Below are 24,292 nucleotides of genomic sequence, written 5' to 3'. Positions count from 1 at the left end.
TCGCCGGTGGAGGACCACAGGCGAGGGCGCTGGTGAACGAAGAGAAGCTCCGGGACTACCTGAAGTGGGTCACGACCGACCTCGCCGAGACCCGGCAACGCCTCCAAGACCTGGAGGCGGGGGAGAAGGAGCCCATCGCGATCGTCGCGATGGGCTGCCGGTTCCCCGGCGGCGTGACCTCCCCGGAGGATCTTTGGGACCTGGTCTCCGCCGGGACCGACGCGATGTCGGCGTTCCCGGCGGACCGCGGCTGGGACGTCACCGGCGGCGACTACGCGCGCACCGGCGGGTTCATCGACACCGCCACGACGTTCGACCCGGCGTTCTTCGGGATCAGCCCGCGTGAGGCACTGGCCACCGATCCGCAGCAGCGGCTGCTGCTCGAAGTGTCCTGGGAGGTCTTCGAACGCGCGGGGATCGACCCCGGCTCCCTGACCGGCACGTCCGCCGGGGTCTTCGTCGGCTCGACGCCGTCCGGGTACGGCCTGGGCAGCGAGACCGGCGAGGTCGCCGGCCACCTGCTCACCGGCAACGCGGGCAGCGTCCTGTCCGGCCGGCTCGCCTACAGCTACGGCCTTGAAGGGCCCGCGGTCACGGTCGACACGGCGTGCTCGTCCGCGCTGGTCGCCCTGCACCTCGCCTGCCAGGCCCTGCGCAAGCGCGAGTGCTCCCTCGCCCTGGCCGGCGGCGCGACGATCATGTCGACCCCGGCCGTCTTCCTCGAGTTCGCCCGCCAGGGCGGCCTGTCCGGTGACGGCCGCTGCAAGCCGTTCGCCGAGGCCGCCGACGGCACCGGCTGGGGCGAGGGCGTCGGCCTGCTGCTGCTCGAGCGCCTGTCCGACGCGCGCCGCCGCAACCACCCCGTGCTCGCCGTCATCGAGGGCTCGGCCGTCAACTCCGACGGCGCGTCCAACGGCCTGACCGCCCCGAACGGTCCGTCCCAGCAGCGCGTGATCCGCGCGGCACTGGCCGCCGCCGGGCTCTCGCCCGCCGACGTCGACGTCGTCGAGGCGCACGGCACCGGCACCACGCTGGGCGACCCGATCGAGGCGCAGGCGCTGCTGGCCACCTACGGGCAGAACCGCCCGGCAGACCGGCCGCTGCGGGTCGGCGCGGTGAAGTCCAACATCGGGCACACCCAGGCCGCCTCCGGCGCGGCCGGCGTGATCAAGATGGTCCTCGCCCTGCGGCACGGGCACCTCCCGCACACCCTGCACCTGGACGAGCCGTCGTCCCACGTGGACTGGACGGCCGGGTCGGTCGAGCTGCTGGGCGAGCCGATGCCGTGGCCGGAGCGCGACGCGCCCCGCCGCGCCGGCGTGTCCGCGTTCGGCGTCAGCGGCACCAACGCGCACGTCCTGCTCTCCGAACCACCCGCGGCGGAAGAGACCGAAGAAGTCCCGGCCGCGGCCGGACCTTGGCCGTTCCTGGTCTCCGCGCGCGGCGCGGCCGCCCTGCGCGAGCAGGCCGCGAGCATCCGGACCATTGCCTCAGCGGAAAACCTGGCCGACCTCGCCTGGTCGCTGGGGACCGGCCGGGCCGCTCTCGACGACCGCGCGGTCATCCTCGCCGAGGGCCGGGACGAGCTGCTGCGCGGCCTCGACGCCATCGCCGCGGACGGCGTCGCGCCGGGTTTGGTGCGTGGCGCGATCCGGCCGGGGAAGCTGGCCTTCCTGTTCACCGGCCAGGGTTCCCAGCGCCTCGGCATGGGAAGCGAGCTGCACGAACGGTTCCCGGTCTTCGCCACCGCCTTCGACGAGGTGTGCGCGGAGTTCGACCGGCACCTCGACCGTCCACTGCGGACGGTGATCGACTCGGGTGAGCGTCTCGACGAGACCGCGCACACCCAGCCCGCGCTGTTCGCGATCGAGGTGGCGCTCTACCGGCTGGCCGAGTCCTGGGGCTACCAGCCGGACTACCTGCTGGGCCACTCCATCGGCGAGCTGGTCGCCGCGCACCTGGCCGGCGTGCTTTCCCTCGCTGACGCGTGCACGCTGGTCGCCGCGCGCGGCCGGCTCATGCAGGCGCTGCCCGCCGGGGGCGCGATGGTCGCCGTGCAGGCGACCGAGGACGAGGTGGTGCCGGCCGGCGGGGTCTCGATCGCCGCCGTCAACGGTCCGTCGTCGATCGTGCTCTCCGGCGACGAGGACGTCGTGCTGGCCGCCGCCGAGCGGTTCGCCGGGCTGGGCCGCAAGACGAAACGCCTCGACGTCTCCCACGCGTTCCACTCCGCGCGCATGGACGGGATGCTGGCCGAGTTCCGGCGGGTCCTCGACGGCCTCACCTTCCACCCGCCGAAGATCGCGGTCGTCTCCAACGTCACCGGCACCCTCGCCGACCGGCTGACCTCGCCCGAGTACTGGGTCTCGCACGTCCGCGAGGCTGTGCGTTTCGCCGACGGCGTCGGCTGGCTGACCGAGGCCGGGGTGACCGGCTTCCTGGAGCTGGGCCCCGACGGCGCGCTGGCCGCGCTCGCCCAGGACTGCGTGCCCGCCGGTGCGGCCGTGGCCGCGCTCCTGCGCCGCGACCGTCCCGAGACGACCGCCGCGCTGACCGGGCTCGCCCGGATGCACGTGTCCGGCCACGGACCCGACTGGGCGGCCGTCCTCGGTGGTGGCCACCGGGTCGACCTGCCCACGTACCGCTTCCAGCGTCAGCGTTACTGGCTGGAGCCGTCGGTCCCCACCGGAGCCGGGGACGACGAGTTCTGGTCCGCTGTGGACGCCGGGACTCTCGCCGAGGTGCTGGACCTGCCCGAGGGCGCCGCCGGCGACCTGCTGCCCGCGCTGTCGGCCTATCGCGCGAAGCGCCAGGAAAAGTCCACTGTGGACGCATGGCGGTACGGGATCGGCTGGGCTCCTGTTTCCCCGGCGCAGAAGCCGCTCTCCGGGACCTGGCTGGCTGTCGTCCCTTCGGCGGACTTCACGTCGCCGGTGCTCGACGCCTTGGCAGGCCGCGGCTTTGTCCCCGTCACCCTCGACCAGCTGGCCGAGCACTCCGCAGTGGAAGGTGTGCTTTCCCTGCTGGCCTGGGACACCGAAGCCCTGCTGCGCACCATCGAGCTGGTCCGCACCACGACCGCCCCCGTCTGGGTCGCCACGCAAGGTGCTGTCTCCACCGGGCAGTCCGACCCGCTGACCGCGCCGGACCAGGCCCCGCTGTGGGGCTTCGGCCGGGTCGCCGCCCTGGAGTACCCGCAGCTCTGGGGCGGTCTCGTCGACCTGCCCGCCGAACTGGACGAGCGAGCCCTCGACCGGCTGGCCGCCGTCCTGACCTCGGCCGAGGACCAGGTCGCGCTGCGCTCTTCGGGGGTCTTCGGCCGCCGCCTGACCCGGGCCACCGGCCCGGCCGCCGAGCCGTGGGCGCCCGCCGGGACCGTGTTGATCACCGGCGGCACCGGCGCGCTGGGCGCGGTCGTCGCGCGCACGCTCGCCGAGGCCGGGGCCGAACACCTCGTCCTGGCCGGCCGCCGCGGTCTCGACGCCCCGGGCGCGACGGCGTTGCGCGACGAGCTGACCGCGCTCGGCACCCGGATCACCGTCGCCGCCTGCGACGTCGCCGACCGCGACGCCGTGGCCGGGCTCCTCGACGGACTGCCCGACCTCGACGCCGTCATCCACACCGCCGGCGTCCTCGACGACGCCGTGCTCGACGGCGTCACCGCCGAGCAGCTGGACACCGTCTTCCGGCCCAAGGTCGACGGCGCCCGCCACCTCGACGAGCTGACCCGCGACCGCGCGCTGTCCGCGTTCGTCCTGTTCTCGTCCTTCGCGGGGAGTCTCGGCGCGGTCGGGCAGGCCGCCTACGCCGCCGCCAACGCCGGGCTCGACGCGCTGGCCGGGCAGCGCCGCGCCGCCGGGCTGCCCGCCACCTCCGTGGCCTGGGGCCCGTGGGGTGGCAGCGGCATGGCGGCCGACGACCTGGTCGCCGACCGGATGCGCCGGGGCGGCGTGCCGCCGATGGCCCCGCGCCTGGCCGTCGCCGCCCTGCGCCGCGCGATCGGCGGCGGGGAAGCGAACCCGATCGTCGCCGACGTCGACTGGGCGAAGTTCGTGCCCGGGTTCACCACCACCCGCCCCAGCCCGCTGCTCGGCGACCTGCCCGAGGCGCGGGACGCGATGCCCACCCGCGAAGAGCAGCCCCTGGCCGCCCGGCTGGCCGCACTGTCCACAGAGGACCAGCAGGCGCTCCTGCTCGACGTCGTCCGCACTCAGGCCGCCGCCGTGCTCGCCTATCCTGGCCCGGACGCGGTCGACCCCGAGCGGGCGTTCAAGGACCTCGGCGTCGACTCGCTGACCGCCGTCGAGCTGCGCAACGGCCTCGGCGCCGCGACCGGGCGCGCGCTGCCCGCGACGCTGGTGTTCGACTACCCGACCCCGGCCGCCGTCGCCGGCTACCTGCGCGAAGAGCTGGCCGGATCCGCCGCGACGCCGGTCGTGACGCAGTCCGCCACGGCCGTCGAGGACGAGCCGCTCGCCATCGTGTCGATGGCCTGCCGCCTGCCCGGCGGCGTGCGATCGCCCGAAGACCTGTGGGACCTCCTCGAAGGCGGCCGCGACGCGGTCGGCACCTTCCCCGAGGACCGCGGCTGGCCCTTGGCCGACCTGTACCACCCCGACCGCGACCACGAAGGCACCAGCTACACGCGCCATGGCGGCTTCCTCGACGGCGTGGCCGACTTCGACGCGGGCTTCTTCGGCATCTCGCCGCGGGAAGCCCTCGCGATGGACCCGCAGCAGCGGCTGCTGCTGGAGACGTCGTGGGAGACGTTCGAGCGCGCGGGCATCGACCCGCTGTCGCTGCGCGGCTCGCAGGTCGGGGTCTACATCGGAACCAACGGCCAGGACTACGCGGCGTTGCTGCGCGAGGCCGGCGAAGGCAGCTCGGACGGCCACGCCGGGACCGGGAACGCCGGCTCGGTCGTCTCCGGCCGGATCTCGTACGTGCTGGGTCTGGAAGGACCCGCGGTCACGGTCGACACCGCGTGCTCGTCGTCGCTGGTGGCGCTGCACTGGGCCGCGCAGTCGTTGCGCTCGGGCGAGTCGTCGATGGCGCTCGTCGGCGGCGTGACCGTGATGACGACGCCGGGTGCGTTCCTGGAGTTCAGCAAGCAGGGCGGCCTGGCCGAGGACGGCCGGTGCAAAGCGTTCGCCGACGGCGCGGACGGCACGGGCTGGGGTGAAGGCGTCGGCCTCATCCTCGTCGAGCGGCTGTCCGACGCGCGCCGTAACGGGCACCCGGTACTCGCGATCGTCCGGGGCAGCGCCGTCAACCAGGACGGCGCGTCCAACGGCCTGACCGCCCCGAACGGTCCTTCGCAGCAGCGGGTGATCCGGGCGGCACTGGCGAACGCGGGCCTCGAACCGTCCGATGTGGACGCCGTCGAAGCCCACGGCACCGGGACGACGCTGGGCGACCCGATCGAAGCGCAGGCGCTGCTGGCCACCTACGGCCACGACCGTGAACACCCGCTGTGGCTGGGTTCACTGAAGTCCAACATCGGGCACACCCAGGCCGCGGCGGGCGTCGCCGGGATCATCAAGATGGTCCTCTCCCTCGGTCACGGACTGCTGCCGAAGACGTTGCACGTCGACCGGCCGTCGCGGCACATCGACTGGGACAGCGGCGCGATGGCGCTGCTGACCGAGTCACGGGACTGGCCGGAGCACGACGGACCGCGCCGCGCGGGCGTGTCGTCGTTCGGCGTCAGCGGCACGAACGCCCACGTCATCCTCGAAGGCGTGCCCGCGGCCGAAATGCCGCGCACCGAGGCCGGGCTCGTGCCATGGGTCCTTTCCGGACGGTCCGAGGCGGCCCTGCGGGACGCGGCCCGGGACCTGCTGCGGCTGCGCGACGCCGACGTCGCGGACGTGGCCGCCGGCCTGGCCGGACGCGCCGCGTTCGAGCACCGGGCCGTCGTGCTCGGCGCGGACTTCGCCGAGCTGGCGACCGGCCTCGAAGCCCTCGCGGCCGGCGGTCCGGCGGCGAACCTCCTGCGGGGCAAGCAGAACGCCGGTAAGACGGCGTTCCTGTTCTCGGGCCAGGGTTCGCAGCGCGTCGGGATGGGTGCGGAGCTGTACGAGCGGTTCCCGGTGTTCGCGGACGCGTTCGACGCGGTCTGCGCGCTGGTGGACTCGTCGTTGGATAGGCCGTTGCGCGAGGTCGTCTTCGGGGACGCTTCGGCACTCGACGAGACCGGGCACACCCAGCCCGCGTTGTTCGCGGTCGAGGTGGCGTTGTTCCGCCTGCTGGAGTCGTGGGGCGTCCGGCCGGACTACGTGGCCGGGCACTCGATCGGCGAGCTGGCCGCCGCGCATGTCGCCGGAGTTCTGTCCCTCGAGGACGCTTGCACGCTGGTGGCGGCCCGGGCGAGCCTGATGCAGGCGCTGCCCGAAGGTGGCGCGATGCTGGCGGTGCAGGCGACCGAGGACGAGGTCGCCGCCGTACTGGGCGACGACGTGGGATTCGCCGCGATCAACGGTCCACAAGCGACAGTCGTCTCCGGCGAAGTCGAAGCCGTCGAGACGATCGAGCGGCACTTCGCCGCGCTGGGCCGGAAGGTCCGGCGGCTCACGGTGTCGCACGCGTTCCACTCGGCGCTGATGGACCCGATGCTGGACGCGTTCGCGGCCATCGCCGACGGCCTGACCTTCCACGCGCCGAAGATCCCGCTGGTGTCCACTGTGTCCGGTCGACTGGCCGGGGACGAGATCCTGACCCCGGTGTACTGGGTACGCCAGGTCCGCGAGCCGGTGCGGTTCGCCGACGCCGTCACCGCGCTGAGCGGACTGGGCGTCACCGGGTCCGTCGAGCTGGGTCCGGACGGGGTGCTCGCCGCGCTGGCACAGGAAAACCTGTCCGCGACGGCGACCCTGCGGAAGGACCGGCCCGAGGAGCGGACGCTGCTCGCCGCGCTGGCCCACCTCTACGTCTCGGGGCACGCCCCGGACTGGGCCGCGGTGCTGCGCCCGGCGTCGTTCGTCGTGCTGCCCACCTACCCGTTTCAGCGCGAACGCTACTGGCCCCGCACGCCCGAAGCCGTAACGGCGACGGCGAACGTCGTCGACGGCGAGTTCTGGTCGGCGGTCGAGACCGCGGACCTGTGCGCGCTCGCCTCGACCCTGGACGTCGCCGAGGCCGAGCTGGCCGGCCTCGAAACCGCCCTGCCGCTGCTCGCCCGGTGGCACGGCGACCGCGCGAATCTGTCCACTGTGGACAACTGGCGCTACGCCGTGAACTGGCGGCCGCTGAAGCCGGCCGAGGGAACCCCGGGCACCTGGCTGCTGGTGCTCCCGGAGCGCGGCGTCGAGCCGCACGTCCTGGCCGCGCTGACCGCGGGGATCGACTGCGTCCCGCTGCGCCCCGCCGACCTGCCCGGCATCGACGGTGACTTCGCGGGCGTGCTGTCGCTGCTCGCCCTCGACGAGCGTCCCGCGCCGGACGCCCCGGAGATCACGGTCGGCCTCGCCGCGACCCTGGAGCTCGTGCAGGCGCTCGGCGACGCCGCGCCGCTGTGGTGCGCCACTTCCGGTGCGGTCTCGGTCGGCCGCGCCGACACCGTCCGCAGCGCGGCCCAGGCCGCGCTCTGGGGCTTCGGCCGCACCGCCGCCGTCGAACACGCCGGTCGCTGGGGCGGCCTGGTGGACCTGCCCGCCATCCTCGACGACCGCGCGGTCGCCCGGCTGGCCAGCGTCCTGGGCGGGACCGAGGACCAGGTCGCCGTCCGCGACTCCGCCGTCTTCGCCGCACGCCTCGAACGCGCTCCCGCGACGACGTCCGGCACGTCGTGGCGGCCGCGTGGCACCGTGCTGATCACCGGCGGGACCGGGGCGCTCGGCGCCGAGGTCGCCCGCTGGCTGGCCCGCACCGGAGCCGAGCACCTGGTTCTGACGAGCCGCCGTGGCCTCGACGCCGCCGGCGCGCCCGAACTGCGTGACGAGCTGACCGCGCTCGGCGTCACCGTGACCGTCGCGGCCTGCGACGTCACCGACCGCGAGGCCGTCGCCGCGCTGGTCGACGGCCTCGACGGGCTGCGGGCCGTCGTGCACGCCGCCGGGGTCGCCCAGTCCGCGCCTCTGGCCGGGCTCGGCGTGGCCGAGTTCGCCGGGTTCACCGCCGCGAAGCTCGCCGGCGCCGCGAACCTGGACGCCGTCCTCGGCGACCGCGAACTCGACGCGTTCGTGCTGTTCTCCTCCATCGCCGGCGTCTGGGGCAGCGGTGGCCAGAGCGCCTACGCGGCCGCGAACGCCTACCTCGACGGCCTCGCCCGCCGCCGCCGCGCGGCCGGGCTGGCCGCGACGTCGGTCGCCTGGGGCCCCTGGGCGGGCGGTGGCATGCTGGCCGACGAGGGCGCGGAGGACCACCTGCGCCGCCGCGGTCTCCGGCCCCTCGACCCGCACCTCGCGATCACCGCACTGCGTCAGGCCATCGAGGCCGGCGACACCGCCGTGACCGTCGCCGACGTCGACTGGGCGCGGTTCGCCCCCGGCTTCACCTCGGTCCGCGCCAGCGCGCTGCTCGGCGACCTGCCCGAGGTCCGCGCCGCGCTCGACGTCGCGGTCGCCGCCGCCCCGGCCCGGGAGCTGACCGCCGGCGAGCTGCTGGACCTCGTCCAACGCGAAGCCGCCGCCGCCCTCGGGCACGCCGACCCGGCGTCGGTCGTGGTGGACCGGCCCTTCCGCGACCTGGGCTTCGACTCGCTGACCGCCGTCGAGCTGCGCAACCGCCTGAGCGCGGTCACCGGGCTGAAGCTGCCATCGACGCTCGTCTTCGACCACCCGTCGGCCACCGTCCTCGCGGACTTCCTGGGCCGCGAGCTGTTCGGCACCGAAACATCCACCGTCCCCGTCCAGCGGGTCGAGGACGCCGACGAGCCGATCGCGATCGTCGGCATGAGCTGCCGCCTCCCTGGCGGGATCACCTCACCGGAAGACCTGTGGCGGCTGCTGGCCGACGGCGGCGACGCCATTTCGGCCTGGCCCGAGGACCGCGGCTGGGACGTCGAGGGCCTCTACGACCCGGATCCCGACGCCGAGGGCAAGAGCTACTCCCGCGACGGCGGCTTCCTGACCGGCGCCGGCGAGTTCGACGCGGCCTTCTTCGAGATGAGCCCCCGCGAGGCGCTGGCCACCGACCCGCAGCAGCGGTTGCTGCTCGAAAGCTCCTGGGAGGCCCTGGAACGGGCCGGCATCGACCCGCGGTCGCTGGCCGGCAGCCGGTCCGGCGTGTTCGTCGGCGCGGGCGTCTCGGGCTACGCCGCCGGCCTGCGCGAAGCCCCCGAAGGCCTCGGCGGGCACCTGCTCACCGGCAACGCGGGCAGTGTCCTTTCCGGACGGATCGCCTACCACCTCGGCGTCGAGGGCCCGGCCCTCACGCTGGACACCGCGTGCTCGTCGTCGCTGGTCGCGCTGCACCTCGCCGCCCGGTCCCTGCACTCGGGCGAGTGCACGCTGGCGCTGGCCGGCGGCGTCGCCGTGATGGCCAACCCCGGCGCGTTCGTCGAGTTCAGCCGGCAGCGCGGCCTCGCGCCGGACGGCCGCTGCAAGGCGTTCGCCGACGGCGCCGACGGCACCGGCTGGTCCGAGGGCGTCGGCATGCTCGTGCTGGAAAGGCTTTCCGACGCCCAGCGGCTCGGCCACACCGTACTGGCCGTCGTGCGCGGTTCCGCGGTGAACTCCGACGGCGCGTCCAACGGGCTCACCGCCCCGAACGGCCCGTCGCAGCAGCGGGTGATCCGGGCCGCGCTCGCCGACGCCGGACTCGAAGCGTCCGATGTGGACGCCGTCGAGGGGCACGGCACGGGCACCCGCCTCGGCGACCCGATCGAGGCGCACGCGCTGCTGGCCACCTACGGCCGGGACCGCGACCGCCCGCTTCTGCTCGGCTCGCTGAAGTCCAACCTCGGGCACACCCAGGCCGCGGCCGGGGTCGCCGGGGTGATCAAGATGGTGCTCGCCCTCCGAGGCGGGCTGCTGCCGAAGACCCTGCACGCCGCGCGGCCGTCGTCCGAAGTGGACTGGACGGCGGGCAGCGTCTCGCTCCTGACCGAAGCGATGCCGTGGCCGGCCGGCGGTCCGCCGCGCCGGGCCGGGGTGTCGGCGTTCGGCGTCAGCGGCACCAACGCGCACGTCATCATCGAAGAGGCCCCGGCGGCCGAACCGGAGCTGCCGCGCCCGCGCCGCACCGGGCTCGTCCCGCTGGCGCTGTCCGGCCGGTCGGCGGAGGCGCTGCGGGCGCAGGCCGCGCGGCTGCTCGGGCTCCCGGAGACCGACCCGGCCGACCTGGCCTGGTCACTGGCGACGACCCGCTCGGCGTTCGAGCACCGCGCCGTCGTGCTGGCGGAGGACGACGCCGCACTGCGGGCCGGGCTCGCCGCGCTGGCCGAGGGGACCAAGTCCGCCGGGGTGGTGCGCGGGACGGCCGCGCCCGGCCGCACGGCGTTCCTGTTCACCGGCCAGGGCGCGCAGCGGATCGGCATGGGCCGCGAGCTGTACCGCGAGTTCCCGGCGTTCGCCGAAGCGTTCGACGCGGTGTGCGCGTACTTCGACGCCGAGCTGGACCGGCCGCTGCGAGGCGTCATCGAGGCCGGCGAGCTGCTGGACCGGACCGAGTACACCCAGCCCGCGCTGTTCGCGGTCGAGGTGGCGCTGTACCGGCTGCTCGAAGACTGGGGTGTGCGGCCCGACTTCGTCGGCGGTCACTCCATCGGCGAGCTCGCCGCCGCGCACGTCGCCGGGGTGCTGTCCCTCGAGGACGCGTGCACGCTCGTCGCCGCCCGCGCGCGGCTGATGCAGGCGCTGCCCGAGGGCGGGGCGATGGTGGCCGTCGCGGCCACCGAGGACGAGGTCACGCCGCTGCTGACCGACGGCGTGTCGCTGGCCGCGGTCAACGGGCCGTCGTCGGTCGTGCTTTCCGGTGACGAAGACGCCGTGCTGGCGGTCGCCACGCGGTTCGAGAAGACCCGGCGGCTGCGGGTGAGCCACGCGTTCCACTCGGCCCGGATGGACGGCATGCTCGCCGCGTTCCGCGCGGTCGCGGCGGGGCTGACCTACCACGAGCCGGCCGTGCCGGTGCTGTCGAACGTCACCGGCTCGCTCGCTTCGGCGGCCGAGCTGGGCGACCCGGAGTACTGGGTCCGGCAGGTCCGCGCGACCGTCCGGTTCGCCGACGGCGTCCGGACGCTGGCCGGGCGCGGCGTGACCCGGTTCCTGGAACTGGGCCCGGCCGGGGTCCTCTCCGCGATGGTCGCGGAGTGTTCCGATGAAGCTCTCGCCGTGCCGGCGCTGCGGGCCGACCGTCCCGAAGTCCGCACGCTGCTGTCGGCGCTCGCCGAGCTGCAGGTCGACGGCGCCGGGGTGGAGTGGGCGCGGGTCCTGCGTGACGGCGTGCGCGTCGAGCTGCCCACCTACGCGTTCCAGCGCGAGCGGTACTGGCTGGAGGTGCCGGACGTCGACGGCGACCCCGCGTCGCTCGGGCAGTCCGGTGCGGCGCACGGCCTGCTGTCGGCCGCGGTGGAACTGGCCGGCGCGGACAGTGTCGTGCTCACCGGGCTCCTGTCGGCCGAGGGTGCGCCGTGGCTGGCCGAACACCGCGTCGACGGCGAGATCCTGTTCCCCGGCGCGGGTTTCGTGGAGCTGGCGCTGCGCGCGGCCGACGAGGCCGGCTGCGACCAGGTCGAAGAGCTGGTCCTGGAAGCCCCGCTGGTCCTGCCCGAGCGCGGCGGCGTGCCGGTGCAGGTCCGCGTCGAGGCCCCGGACGGCGCCGGCCGCCGCGCGTTCGGCATCCACACCCGCGGCGACGGCTGGGTCCGGCACGCCGCCGGCACCCTCGCCGCCGGTCTGTCCACTTCGGATACCTTGACGGAATGGCCGCCGGCGGGCGCCCTGCCGATCGAAGACTTCTACACCCAGCGCGCGGCGGCCGGGTTCGCCTACGGGCCGACGTTCCAGGGCCTGCGGGCGGCGTACCGCGTGGGCGACGACGTCTACGCCGAGGTCGCCCTGCCCGCCGGAACCGCCACCGCGGAGTGGGGCCTGCACCCGGCGCTGCTCGACGCGGCGCTGCACGCGCTGGCCTTCGCCGACCTGCCGGACATGCTGCCGTTCTCGTGGTCGGGCGTCAGCCTGCACGCGACGGGCGCGACCGAGCTGCGCGTCCGCCTGCGCCGGACGGGCAGCGCCGTCCGGCTGACGCTGGCCGACCCGACGGGCCAGGTCGTCGCCACGGCCGACGCCGTCACCCTGCGCCCCGCCACCCGTCGCGCGGCCACCACGCACCACCGCGTCGAATGGGTCGTGAGTGAGAAACAGTGTTCTAACCCGGTTTCCCACTCACGACCGGCCGCGGCGATCGGTGACCCCGGGCCGGCGGAGCTGCCCACCTACCAGGAGTTCGCCGAGCTGGCGGCCGCCGGCGAGGTGCCCGAGGTCGTCTTCGCCTCCTGCCGGCCCGACGACACCGATGACCTCACCTGGGCCGTCTGGGCTTCGGCGCAGCGGGCGCTGGCGCTCGTCACGTCCTGGCTGGCCGACCCGCGGTTCGCCACGTCGCGGCTGGTCTTCGTCACCCGAGGCGCGGTGGCCGTGACCGACGGCGAAGTTCCCGACGTCGTGGAAGCCGCCGTCTGGGGTGCCGTGGAGCCGGTGCTGGCCGAGCACCCCGGGCGGTTCGCCCTCGTCGACGGCGCCGCCGTCGAGCCGGTCGCGGATCGGTTCGCGGTGCGCGGCGAGGTCGGCTACGAGCCACAGACCGCCGTGGTCACGCCGGACGCCTGGAAGCCCGAAGGGACCGTGCTGCTCACCGGCGCGTCCGGCGAACTGGGCGCCGCCGTCGCGCGGCACCTCGTCGAGGACCGGGGCGTCCAGCGGCTCGTCGTGCTGGGCGAAGCAGCCGTGCCGGGCGCCGAGCTCGTCGCCTGCGACCCCGCCGACCGGTACGAACTGGCGCGGGCGCTCCGGTCCATCCCGGACGTGACCACGGCCGTCCACATCGGACTCGCCGAGGGACCGGCCGACCTGCGCGACCGCGCGGACATCGCCCTCAACCTCGCCGAGCTGGACGTCCACCTCGTGGTCCTGACCGCCGCGGGCGGCGCCGGCCTGGTCGCGGCGCAGACCGCGGTGCTCGAAGCCGTCGCGCACAGTGCGCTGGCCTGCCGGCCTGATGAGACGTTCGACCTGCTGGGGACGCGGGGTGCGCTCCGCGTCGTCGAGCACACCCCGGCGAAGGCCAAGACGCGCCGTGTGGTCGCCCAGGTGGCCGACGCGGGCAACGCCCTGCACCAGAAGCTCGCGCGGCTGCCCGAGACCGACCGGCACCGGGCTTTGCTCGACCTCGTCCGCACCGAAGCCGCGCTGGTCCTGGGGCACGATGGACCCGAGGCCGTCGGCGCCGACCGCGCGTTCAAGGAACTGGGCGTCGACTCGCTGACCGCCGTCCAGCTGCGCAACGCGCTCAACGCCGTGACCGGCCTGCGGCTGCCCGCGACGTCGGTCTTCGACCACCCGAACCCAGTCGCGCTGGCGAAGGCACTGCACGCCGAGCTGTTCGGCGAGGAAGACGTCGCCGAGGAGGCCGTCACCCGGGCGGTCGACGAGCCGATCGCCATCGTCGGTATGGCCTGCCGCTACCCCGGCGACATCACCGACCCCGACGAGCTCTGGCGGCTGGTCGCCGAGGGCCGTGACGCGATCTCGCCGTTCCCCACCGACCGCGGCTGGGACCTCGAGGCGCTCTACGACACCGACCCCGACGCGCCGGGCACCTGTTACGCCCGCGAGGGCGGGTTCCTGCACGACGCGAGCGCGTTCGACCCCGGCTTCTTCGGGATCAGCCCGCGCGAGGCCGTCTCGATGGACCCGCAGCACCGCCTGCTCCTGGAAGTGTCCTGGGAGTCGATGGAACGCGCCGGGATCGACCCGGCCACGCTGCGCGGCAGCCGCACCGGCGTCTTCGCCGGCATCACCTACCAGGACTACGGCGGCCTCCTCGGCGCCGCGACCGACAGCTTCGAGGGCTTCCTCGGCACCGGCAACTCGCCGAGCGTGCTGTCCGGCCGCGTCGCCTACACCTTCGGCCTGGAAGGCCCCGCGGTCTCGATCGACACGGCGTGCTCGTCGTCGCTGGTCGCGATCCACTGGGCCTGCCAGTCGCTGCGGGAGAGCGACTGCACCCTCGCCCTCGCCGGCGGCGTGACCGTCATGTCCACCCCGGTCTCGCTGGTGGAGTTCAGCCGCCAGCGGGCGCTGGCCGCGGACGGGCGTAGCAAGCCGTTCTCAGCCGACGCCGACGGCGCGAGCTGGGCCGAGGGCGCCGGGATGCTGCTGCTGGAAAGGCTTTCCGACGCCGAGCGCAACGGCCACCGCGTGCTCGCGGTGATCAAGGGTTCCGCGATCAACTCCGACGGCGCGTCGAACGGCCTCACCGCCCCGAACGGGCCGTCGCAGCAGCGGGTGATCCGGCGGGCGCTGGCCAACGCGCGGCTGACACCGTCCGATGTGGACGTCGTCGAGGCGCACGGCACCGGTACCAAGCTGGGTGACCCGATCGAGGCGCAGGCGATCATCGCCACCTACGGCCGCGAGCGGCCCGCGGACCGGCCGGTGTACCTGGGCTCGTTCAAGTCGAACGTCGGGCACGCGCAGGCGGCGTCCGGCGTCGGCGGCGTGATCAAGATGGTCCAGGCCATCCGGCACGGCCTGCTGCCGAAGACGCTGCACGCGGAGGTCCCGTCGCCGCACGTCGACTGGGACGCGGGCGACGTCAGCCTGCTCACCGAGACGCGGCCGTGGCCCGAGGGCACGCGCCGGGCGGGCGTCTCGTCGTTCGGCATGAGCGGCACGAACGCGCACCTGATCCTGGAGCAGTTCTCCCAGCCGGCCACCGAGCGGCCCGAATGCTCGGAGTCCGTCGTGCCGCTGCTGCTGTCCGGCCGGACGGCCGACGCCGTGCAGCGCCAGGCCGAACGGCTGGCCGCCGTCTTGTCCACAGAGGACATCGCCGATGTCGCCGCTTCCCTGGCCACCACGCGGTCGGCGTTCGAGCACCGGGCCGTCGTCGTCGGCGCCGGCCGGGACGCGCTGCTGGCCGGCCTGACCGATCCCGCCGTGCGCGGGGTCGCCGGGACGCCCGGCAAGACCGTGTTCGTCTTCCCCGGCCAGGGCTCGCAGTGGGTCGGCATGGCCCTCGAACTCGCCGATGCCGCGCCGGTGTTCGCCGAGCGGCTCGCCGAGTGCGCCGCCGCGCTCGAACCGTTCGTGGACTGGCGGCTCGCCGACGTCCTGGGTGACGCGGAAGCCCTCCAGCGGGTCGACGTCGTGCAGCCGGCCTGCTGGGCGGTCATGGTGTCGCTCGCCGCGCTGTGGGAGTCCTACGGCGTCCGGCCCGACGCCGTCATCGGGCACTCCCAGGGCGAGATCGCCGCGGCCTGCGTCTCCGGTGGACTGTCCCTTGAGGATGGTGCCCGCGTCGTGGCGTTGCGGAGCAAGGTGATCCGGGCGTCGCTGGCCGGGCGCGGTGCGATGGCGTCGATCGCCTTGCCGGCCGAGGAGATCGAACTACCGGACGGCCTGTCGATCGCCGCGCTGAACGGGACCGCTGCGGTCACCGTCTCCGGCGACCCGGACCAGGTCGACGCACTGGTGGCCCGCTACGCCGCCGACGGCGTCCGGGCCCGCAAGGTCGCGGTCGACTACGCGTCGCACTCCGTGCACGTCGAGGCGATCGAAGCCGAGCTCCTGGACGTCCTCGCGCCGGTCACCCCGCGTGAAGCCCGGATCCCGTTCTACTCGACCGTCACCGGCGACTGGCTCGACACCACCGAGCTGACCGCCGCCTACTGGTACCGCAACCTGCGGCAGCGCGTGCTGTTCGCGCCCGCCACCGTCGCGCTCGGCGAGCAGGGCTTCGGTGTGTTCGTCGAGTCCAGCGCGCACCCCGTGCTGGGCACCGCGATCGCCGGAACCCTCGACGACGCCGTCGTCACCGGTTCGCTGCGCCGCGACGAGGGCGGGCTCACCCGCTTCCTCACCTCGGCCGGCGAGCTGTGGGCGCGCGGCGTCGACGTGGACTTCGCGCTGACCGGGTTCATGGTGGACCTGCCGACGTATCCGTTCCAGCGGCAGCGCTACTGGCCGACGCTGCCCGGCCCGGGTGACGTCGCCGCGGCCTCGGACGCCGCCGACGCCGGGTTCTGGTCGGCCGTCGAACGCGACGACGCCGGTGAGCTGGCGAAGACGCTCGGCATCGACGCGGGAGCCGTCGAAGACCTGCTGCCCGCGCTGGCCGCCTACCGCAGGCAGCGCCGTGAAGAATCCACAGTGGACAATTGGCGGTACCGCGTCGGCTGGCAGCCGGTCACGGCCGACGCCTCGCCACGCCTCGACGGCACCTGGCTCGTCGTGCGCCGACCGGGCGACGAGACCGCGTTGCCGCTGGACCGCTTCGGTGCCGAGACGGTCACGGTCGAGGTGGAGTCCGGGATCGACCGAGCCACCCTGGCCGAGCGGATCGGGGGCATCGAACCGGCGGGGATCGTCTCCTTGCTGGGGACCGACGTGTCCTACCGCGGGCTCGTCGACACGCTGACCCTGATCCAAGCGATCGGCGACGCTCCCTTGTGGACACTCACGCGCGGTGCGGTGTCGACCGGCAAGGCCGACGCGCTCCGCAACCCCGCCCAGGCGCCGGTGTGGGGCCTCGGCCGCGTCGCCGCGCTCGAACTCCCCGGCCGCTGGGGCGGCCTGCTCGACCTGCCCGCCGACCTCGACGACCGCGCGACCGCCCGGGTGGTGGCGGCGCTCACCGGTGACGAAGACCAGGTCGCCGTCCGCGCGTCCGGCGTCTTCGCCCGACGGCTCCTGCGCTCGCCGCTCGGCTCGACGCCGCCGGCCCGCGAATGGACGCCGGAAGGCACCGTGCTGATCACCGGTGGTACCGGTGGTCTGGGCGCGAAGGTCGCCCGCTGGCTGGCCGGGCGTGGCGCCGAACGGCTGGTGCTCACCAGCCGTCGCGGCGCGGACGCCCCGGGCGCGGCCGAACTGTGCGACGAACTCGCCGCGCTCGGTGCCGAGGCGACCGTCGTGGCCTGCGACGTCGCCGACCGCGACGCACTCGCCGCGGTGCTGGCCGAGCACCCGCCGACCGCCGTCGTCCACGCGGCCGGTGTCCTCGACGACGGCGTCCTGGACTCGCTCACCCCGGACCGGCTGATGGGCGTGCTCAAGCCCAAGGCACTCGCCGCGTTCCACCTGCACGAGCTGACCAAGGACCTCGACCTGTCGGCGTTCGTCTCCTTCGCCTCGACGGCAGGCGTCTGGGGCGGGTCCGGCCAGGGCAACTACGCCGCCGCCAACGCCTACCTCGACGCGCTCGCCGAGCACAGGCGCTCGCTGGGGCTGGCCGCGACCTCGATCTCCTGGGGCCCGTGGGCCGACACCGGCATGGCCGACGCCACCGCCGTCGCCGAACGGCAGCGGCTCGGTGGCATCCACGCGCTCGACCCGGAGCTGGCGATCTCGGCGCTGCAGCAGGCCCTCGACCACGGCGAGACCACCCTCACCGTGGCGGGCGTCGACTGGGCGCGGTACGTGCCGTCGTTCACCGCCGTCCGGCCGAGCCCGCTGCTGCTCGGCATCCCCGAGGCGCGGCAGGCGATCGAAGCCGCGGGGGAGACCACCCCGGCCGTCGGGCTGAGCGAGCGTGACGTGCTCGAGTTCGTCCGCACCCAGGTCGCCGGCGTGCTCGGGTACGCCGGGCCCGGTGACGTCGAGCCGAACCGCGCGTTCACCGACCTCGGGTTCGACTCGCTGACCGCGGTCGACCTGCGCAACCGCCTCAGTGTCGCAACGGGACTCAAGCTGCCCGCGACGCTCATCTTCGACTACCCGACCACGACCGCCCTGGTCACGCACCTCAAGGGCGAGCTGGGCGAACCGGTCGAGACGACGTCCACTGTGGACGTCACGCCGAAGGCCGTCGAGGACGACCCGATCGCCATCGTCTCGATGGCGTGCCGGTTCCCCGGCGGCGTGCGTTCGCCCGAGGACCTGTGGGCCCTTCTGTCCGGCGGCGCGGACGCGATCACCGACTTCCCCGACGACCGCGGCTGGGACCTCGACGCGCTCTACGACCCGGACCCCGACCACCAGGGCACGTCCTACACCCGCCGCGGCGGGTTCCTCGACGGCGCCAGCCGGTTCGACGCCGCGTTCTTCGGCATCAACCCGCGCGAAGCGCTGGCCATGGACCCGCAGCAGCGCCTGCTGCTCGAAACCGCCTGGGAGGCCATCGAACGAGCCGGGATCGACGCGGCGTCGCTGCGCGGCGGCCCGGTCGGCGTCTTCGCCGGCTCCAACGGCCAGGACTACACCCCGCTGCTCGCGCTCGGCGACGACGAGGGCGTCGAGGGCTACACCATGACCGGCAACGCGGGATCCGTGGTGTCCGGCCGGATCTCCTACGCGCTCGGCCTCGAAGGCCCGGCCGTCACGGTAGACACGGCGTGCTCGTCGTCGCTGGTCGCGGTGCACCTCGCCGCGCGGGCGCTGCGGTCGGGGGAGTGCTCCCTCGCGCTGGCCGGCGGCGTCACGATCATGTCGACGCCGTCCGGGTTCATCCAGTTCAGCCGCCAGCGCGGCCTCGCGCTCGACGGCCGCTGCAAGGCCTTCTCCGACGACGCCGACGGCACCGGCTGGGGCGAGGGCGCCGGCATGGTGCTCCTCGAACGGCTCTCCGACGCCCGCCGCAACGGGCACCCGGTGCTCGCGCTGGTCCGCGGAAGTGCGGTCAACCAGGACGGCGCGTCGAACGGCCTCACCGCCCCGAACGGCCCGTCGCAGCAGCGGGTCATCCGCGCGGCACTGGCCGACGCCGGGCTGGCACCGTCCGAAGTGGACGCTGTCGAAGCGCACGGCACCGGCACGGTGCTGGGCGACCCGATCGAGGCGCAGGCCGTTCTCGCCACCTATGGGCAGGACCGCGACCGGCCGCTGTGGCTCGGCTCGGTCAAGTCCAACATCGGGCACACGCAGGCCGCCGCCGGCGCGGCCGGGATCATGAAGATGGTCCTGTCGCTCGGCCACGACGTCCTGCCGAAGACCTTGCACGCCGACGTCCCGTCGTCCCATGTGGACTGGACCGCGGGCGACGTCCGGCTGCTGTCCGACGCCGTCGAGTGGTCGCCCAACGGGCACCCGCGCCGAGCCGGGATCTCGTCGTTCGGCGTCAGCGGCACCAACGCCCACGTGATCGTCGAGCAGGCCCCCGAAGAGCCCGCTGCGGCCGAGTCGGTGTGGTCGGGTCCGGTGCCGTGGGTGCTGTCGGGCCGGTCCGAAGCCGCGCTGCGAGCGCAGGCCGCGCAGCTCGCCGACCGCCTGGCCGACGAGCGGCCGGCCGACGTCGGCTGGTCCCTGGCCACCGGCCGCTCGGCGTTCGAGCACCGCGCGGTGGTGATCGGCACCGAGACCGAGGAGCTGCGGCGGAGTCTGCGCGATCTCGCCGACGGGCCGCTCCCCGGTCCGACGAGCGAAGGCCGGATCGCGTTCCTGTTCACCGGACAGGGCGCGCAGCGGCTCGGCATGGGCCGCGAGCTGTACGCCGAATATCCGGTGTACGCCGAGGCGTTCGACGCCGCGTGCGCGCACTTCGACACCGAGCTGGACCGGCCGCTGGCCGACATCGTCTTCGGCGACGAGGACCTGCTGAACGAGACCGGCTACACCCAGCCCGCGCTGTTCGCGGTCGAGGTGGCACTGTTCCGTCTGCTCGAGTCCTGGGGCGTCCGCCCCGAGTACCTGGCCGGGCACTCGATCGGCGAACTGGCCGCCGCGCACGTCGCCGGGGTGTTCTCCCTGGCCGACGCGTGCCGGCTGGTCGCCGCGCGCGGCCGGCTGATGCAGGCACTCCCGCGTGGCGGCGGCATGCTGGCTGTGTCGGCCACCGAGGATGAGGTCACGCCGCTGCTCACGGACACGGTGAGCATCGCCGCGATCAACGGGCCGATGTCGATCGTGGTCTCCGGCGACGACCTCGACGAGATCGAGCAGCACTTCACCGCACTGGGCCGCAAGACCAAGCGGCTCACGGTGTCCCACGCGTTCCACTCGCCGTTGATGGATCCGATGCTGGCCGACTTCGCGAAGGTGGCCGAGCAGGTCACCTACGCCGAACCGGCCCTGCCGATCGTGTCCACGGTGACCGGCGCGGTCGCGTCCGTGGTCACGCCGGAGTACTGGGTCGGCCAGGTGCGCGCGGCCGTGCGGTTCGCCGACGCCGTCACGACCCTGCACGGCCTGGGCATCAACCGGTTCGTCGAGATCGGGCCGGACGCCGTCCTCACACCGATGGTCGACGCGGCCGTGGCAGTGCCCACCCTGCGCAAGGGCCGGGACGACCGCGTCAGCGTGCTGGCCGCGGTCGGCGAGCTGCACGTCCACGGCCAGAGTCCCGAGTGGACGGCCGTGTTCGCCGGAACCGGCGCGCGCCGGGTCGACTTGCCGACGTACGCCTTCCAGTACCAGCGCTTCTGGCCGCACCTGTCCGGCCTGCCCCTCGGGGACGTCACGGCCGCCGGCCTCACCGCGGTCGACCACCCGCTGCTCGGCGCGGCGGTCTCCGTGGCCGGCTCCGACGAGCTGCTGTTCACCAGCCGGCTCGCGCTGTCCACGCACCCGTGGCTGGCCGGGCACGAGGTCATGGGCCAGGTTCTCCTGCCGGGCACGGCGTTCCTGGAGCTGGCCGTCCGCGCCGCCGACCAGGCCGGCTGCGCCCGAGTGGACGAGTTGACGCTGGCCGCGCCGCTGGTGCTGCCCGCGCGTGGCGGCATCCAGCTGCAGTGCTCGGTCGGCGCACCCGGTGAGGACGGGACACGCACCTTCAGCGCGTACTCGCGGATCGAAGGCACCGAGGACTGGGTCCAGCACGCCACCGGCCTGCTCGCCGTCGAAGCCGGGGATCCCGGCGAACCGCTGTCCGAATGGCCGCCAGCGAAGGCGGAATCCCTTGCGGTGGAGGACTTCTACGACACCTACGCGGCGGGCGGGTTCGCCTACGGGGACGCCTTCCGCGGCCTGACCGCCGCCTGGCGGGCCGGCGACGACGTGTTCGCCGAGATCGCCCTGCCGGAGTCGGCCCGCGCCGACGCACGCCGCTTCGGCCTGCACCCGGCCCTGCTCGACGCGGCCCTGCAGGCCCTGCTCTACCTGCCCCTGGCCGGGTCCGGGCAGAGCAGGCTCCCGTTCTCCTGGTCGGGCGTCACGCTGCACGCGTCCGGCGCCGACTCGCTCCGCGTCAAGCTGAGCCTGGCCGGCGCGGACGCACTGGCGCTGACCATCGCCGACGCCGCGGGGCACCCGGTGGCCACTGTGGACTCCCTCGCCATGCGCCAGGTGTCCGCGGACCAGCTGACGACCGAGCCCAGCGGGTTGCGCGACTCGCTGTTCCAGGTGGACTGGACGCCGCTGGGCACCGGGTCCGAACCGGACACCGGCTCGTGGGCCGTGCTCGGTCCCGACCCGCACAAGCTCGGCGTCCAGCTCGGCACGTCCGGCCCGCTGAAGTCCTATGTGGACATCGACGCGCTGCTCGCCGAGGGCGGCACGCCACCGGAGGTCGTCTTCGCGCCGCTCGTGCCCGGCCGCGCGGCGGACTTGCCCGGCGAGGTGCGCGCGGCGACCGGATCGGCGCTCGCCACCGTGCAGCGCTGGCTCGCCGAAGACGCCCTGGAAGGCGCGAAGCTCGTGTTCGTCACCTCCGGCGCGGTGGCGCACCGCGGCGAAGTGACCGACCTGGCCAACGCCGCCGTCTGGGGTCTGGTCCGCTCGGCCCAAGCCGAGAACCCGGACCGGTTCCTGCTGGTCGACGTCGACGGCAAGGAAGCGTCCTACGGTGCCGTCCCGGCCGCGCTGGCGACCGGCGAGCCACAGGTGTCCATTCGCGACGGTGAGCCGCACGCCGCCCGCCTGGTCCGCGCCGAGGCGGCCGGCGGTGTGCTCAGCGCGCCGAAGGACGGGCACTGGCGGCTCGACATCGTCGACAAGGGCACGCTGGAAAACCTCACGCTGCTGCCCTGCCCGGAAGTCGTGGAGCCCCTGCCGGACGGGCACGTGCGGATCGCCGTCCGCGCGGCCGGCGTCAACTTCCGCGACGTCCTCAACGCGCTCGGCATGTACCCCGGCGAGGCCGGGCAGATGGGCCTCGAAGGCGCGGGCGTCGTCACCGAGGTCGGCCCCGGCGTCACCGGACTCGCCGTCGGCGACCGCGTGCTCGGCATGTTCCCCGGCGCGTTCGGGCCCCTCGCCGTCGCCGACCAGCGGCTCGTCGCCCGCGTCCCGGACGGCTGGTCGTTCGCCGAGGCGGCGTCCGTGCCGATCGTGTTCCTCACCGCCTACTACGCGCTGGTCGACCTCGGCCGCGTGCGGGCGGGGGAGACCGTGCTGGTCCACGCGGCCGCGGGCGGCGTCGGCATGGCCGCTGTCCAGCTCGCGAAGCACCTCGGCGCCGACGTGTTCGGCACCGCGGGCGCCGGCAAGTGGGACGCGCTGCGCCGGCACGGCCTCGCCGACGACCGGATCGCGTCCTCGCGAACCCTGGACTTCGAGGACCGGTTCCTCGCGGCCACCGAGGGCCGGGGCGTCGACGTCGTGCTCGACTCGCTGGCCGGGGAGTTCGTCGACGCGTCGCTGCGGCTCCTGCCACGCGGCGGCCGGTTCCTGGAGATGGGCAAGACCGACGTCCGGAACCCCGCCGACGTCGCCGCCGCCCACCCGGGCGTCGCCTACCAGGCGTTCGACCTCATCGAAGCCGGGCCCGACCGCATCGCCGAGATGCTGCGCGAGGTCCTCGACCTGCTCGGCCAGGGCGTGCTGCGGCCGATTCCGGTCACCGCGTGGGACGTCCACCGCGCACCCGCGGCGTTCAAGCACCTCCAGCAGGCCAAGCACGTCGGCAAGGTCGTGCTGACCGTGCCCGCGCCGCTCGACCCCGACGGCACGGTCCTGATCACCGGTGGCACCGGTGGCCTGGGCGGGCTGCTGGCCCGGCACCTGGTCACCGAGCACGGCGCCCGGCACCTGCTGCTCACCAGCCGTCGCGGCCTCGCGGCGGAGGGAGCCGAGCAGTTGCGGGACGAGCTGACCGGACTGGGCGCGACTGTCACCGTGGCGGCCTGCGACGCGGCCGATCGCGACGCGCTGGCCGCGCTGCTCGACGGCATCCCCGCCGCGCACCCGCTGCGGGCGGTCATGCACACCGCCGGGGTGCTCGACGACGGCGTCGTCGGCTCGCTGGACGCCGCTCGTCTCGACAAGGTGCTGCGGCCGAAGGTCGACGCCGCGGTCCACCTCGACGAGCTGACCCGCCACGCCGACCTCACCGCGTTCGTGCTGTTCTCCGGCGCCGCCGGCCTGTTCGGCGGCGCGGGACAGGCGAACTACGCGGCCGCAAACGCTTTCGTGGACGCCTTCGCCACCCACCGGCACGCCCTCGGGCTGCCCGCGGTGGCGCTGGCGTGGGGCCCGTGGTCGGCCGCCGTCGGCATGACCAGCGGCCTGACCGAGACGGACCTGGGCCGGATGGCCCGCGCCGGGCTGCTGCCGCTGTCAGCCGAGCTCGGTCTCGCCCTCCTCGACGAGGGCGTGGCCTCCGGCGAGGCGGCCGTGGTGCCGATGCGGGTCGACACGGCCGCGCTGGCGTCCTCGGGCGCGGTGGCCCCGCTGTTCCGGGGGCTCGTCACCGCCCCGGCGCGGCGGGCGGCCGTGTCCGTCGCGAAGGCCGAGCCGGCGGGCCTGGCCGAGCGGCTGGCCGCGACCCCGGTCGCGGACCGCGAGGACCTGGTGGTGGACCTGGTCTCCGGCCAGGTCGCCGCGGTGCTGGGCCATGCGTCCACAGTGGACATCGATGCCGGCAAGGCGTTCAGCGAACTGGGCTTCGACTCGCTCACCGCGGTCGAGCTGCGCAACCGGCTCGGCGCGGTTGCCGGGAAACGGCTGCCCGCCACGCTGGTGTTCGACTACCCGACGGTCCTCGAGCTGGCCGGCTACCTGCTCGCCGAGATCGCTCCGGCGGCGCCGTCGGCGAACAGCCTGGTCGACGACCTGCGCGGTTCGCTCGCGACGCTGCCCGAGGGTTACGAAGGCCGCGACGAGATCACCGAGCGGCTCCAGAGCCTGCTCGCGTGGTGGACCGGCACCGCCCCCGAAGAAGCCCCGTCGGACGACGTCGCGGCCGCGTCCGCCGACGAACTGTTCGACCTGATCGACAAGGAGTTCGGGGCGTGACCTCCGACAACGAGAAGAAG

At 74.4% G+C, this 24,292-nt stretch carries 1 protein-coding gene; it reads left to right on the top strand.

Features of this window, described 5'->3' with window-relative positions:
• The first annotated feature begins 32 nt into the window (after positions 1 to 32).
• Positions 33 to 24,272 carry a type I polyketide synthase gene (locus ACZ7OU_RS40355; protein WP_470259314.1) on the top strand — a complete coding sequence of 8,080 codons (24,240 nt, stop codon included), beginning with the start codon at positions 33 to 35 and terminating at the stop codon, positions 24,270 to 24,272.
• Positions 24,273 to 24,292: the final 20 nt, after the last annotated feature.

The organism is Amycolatopsis sp. NPDC114505, assembly GCF_055633615.1.
The sequence above is the reverse complement of the archived record's forward strand: the minus strand, read 5'-3'. Positions and strand labels throughout refer to the sequence as shown.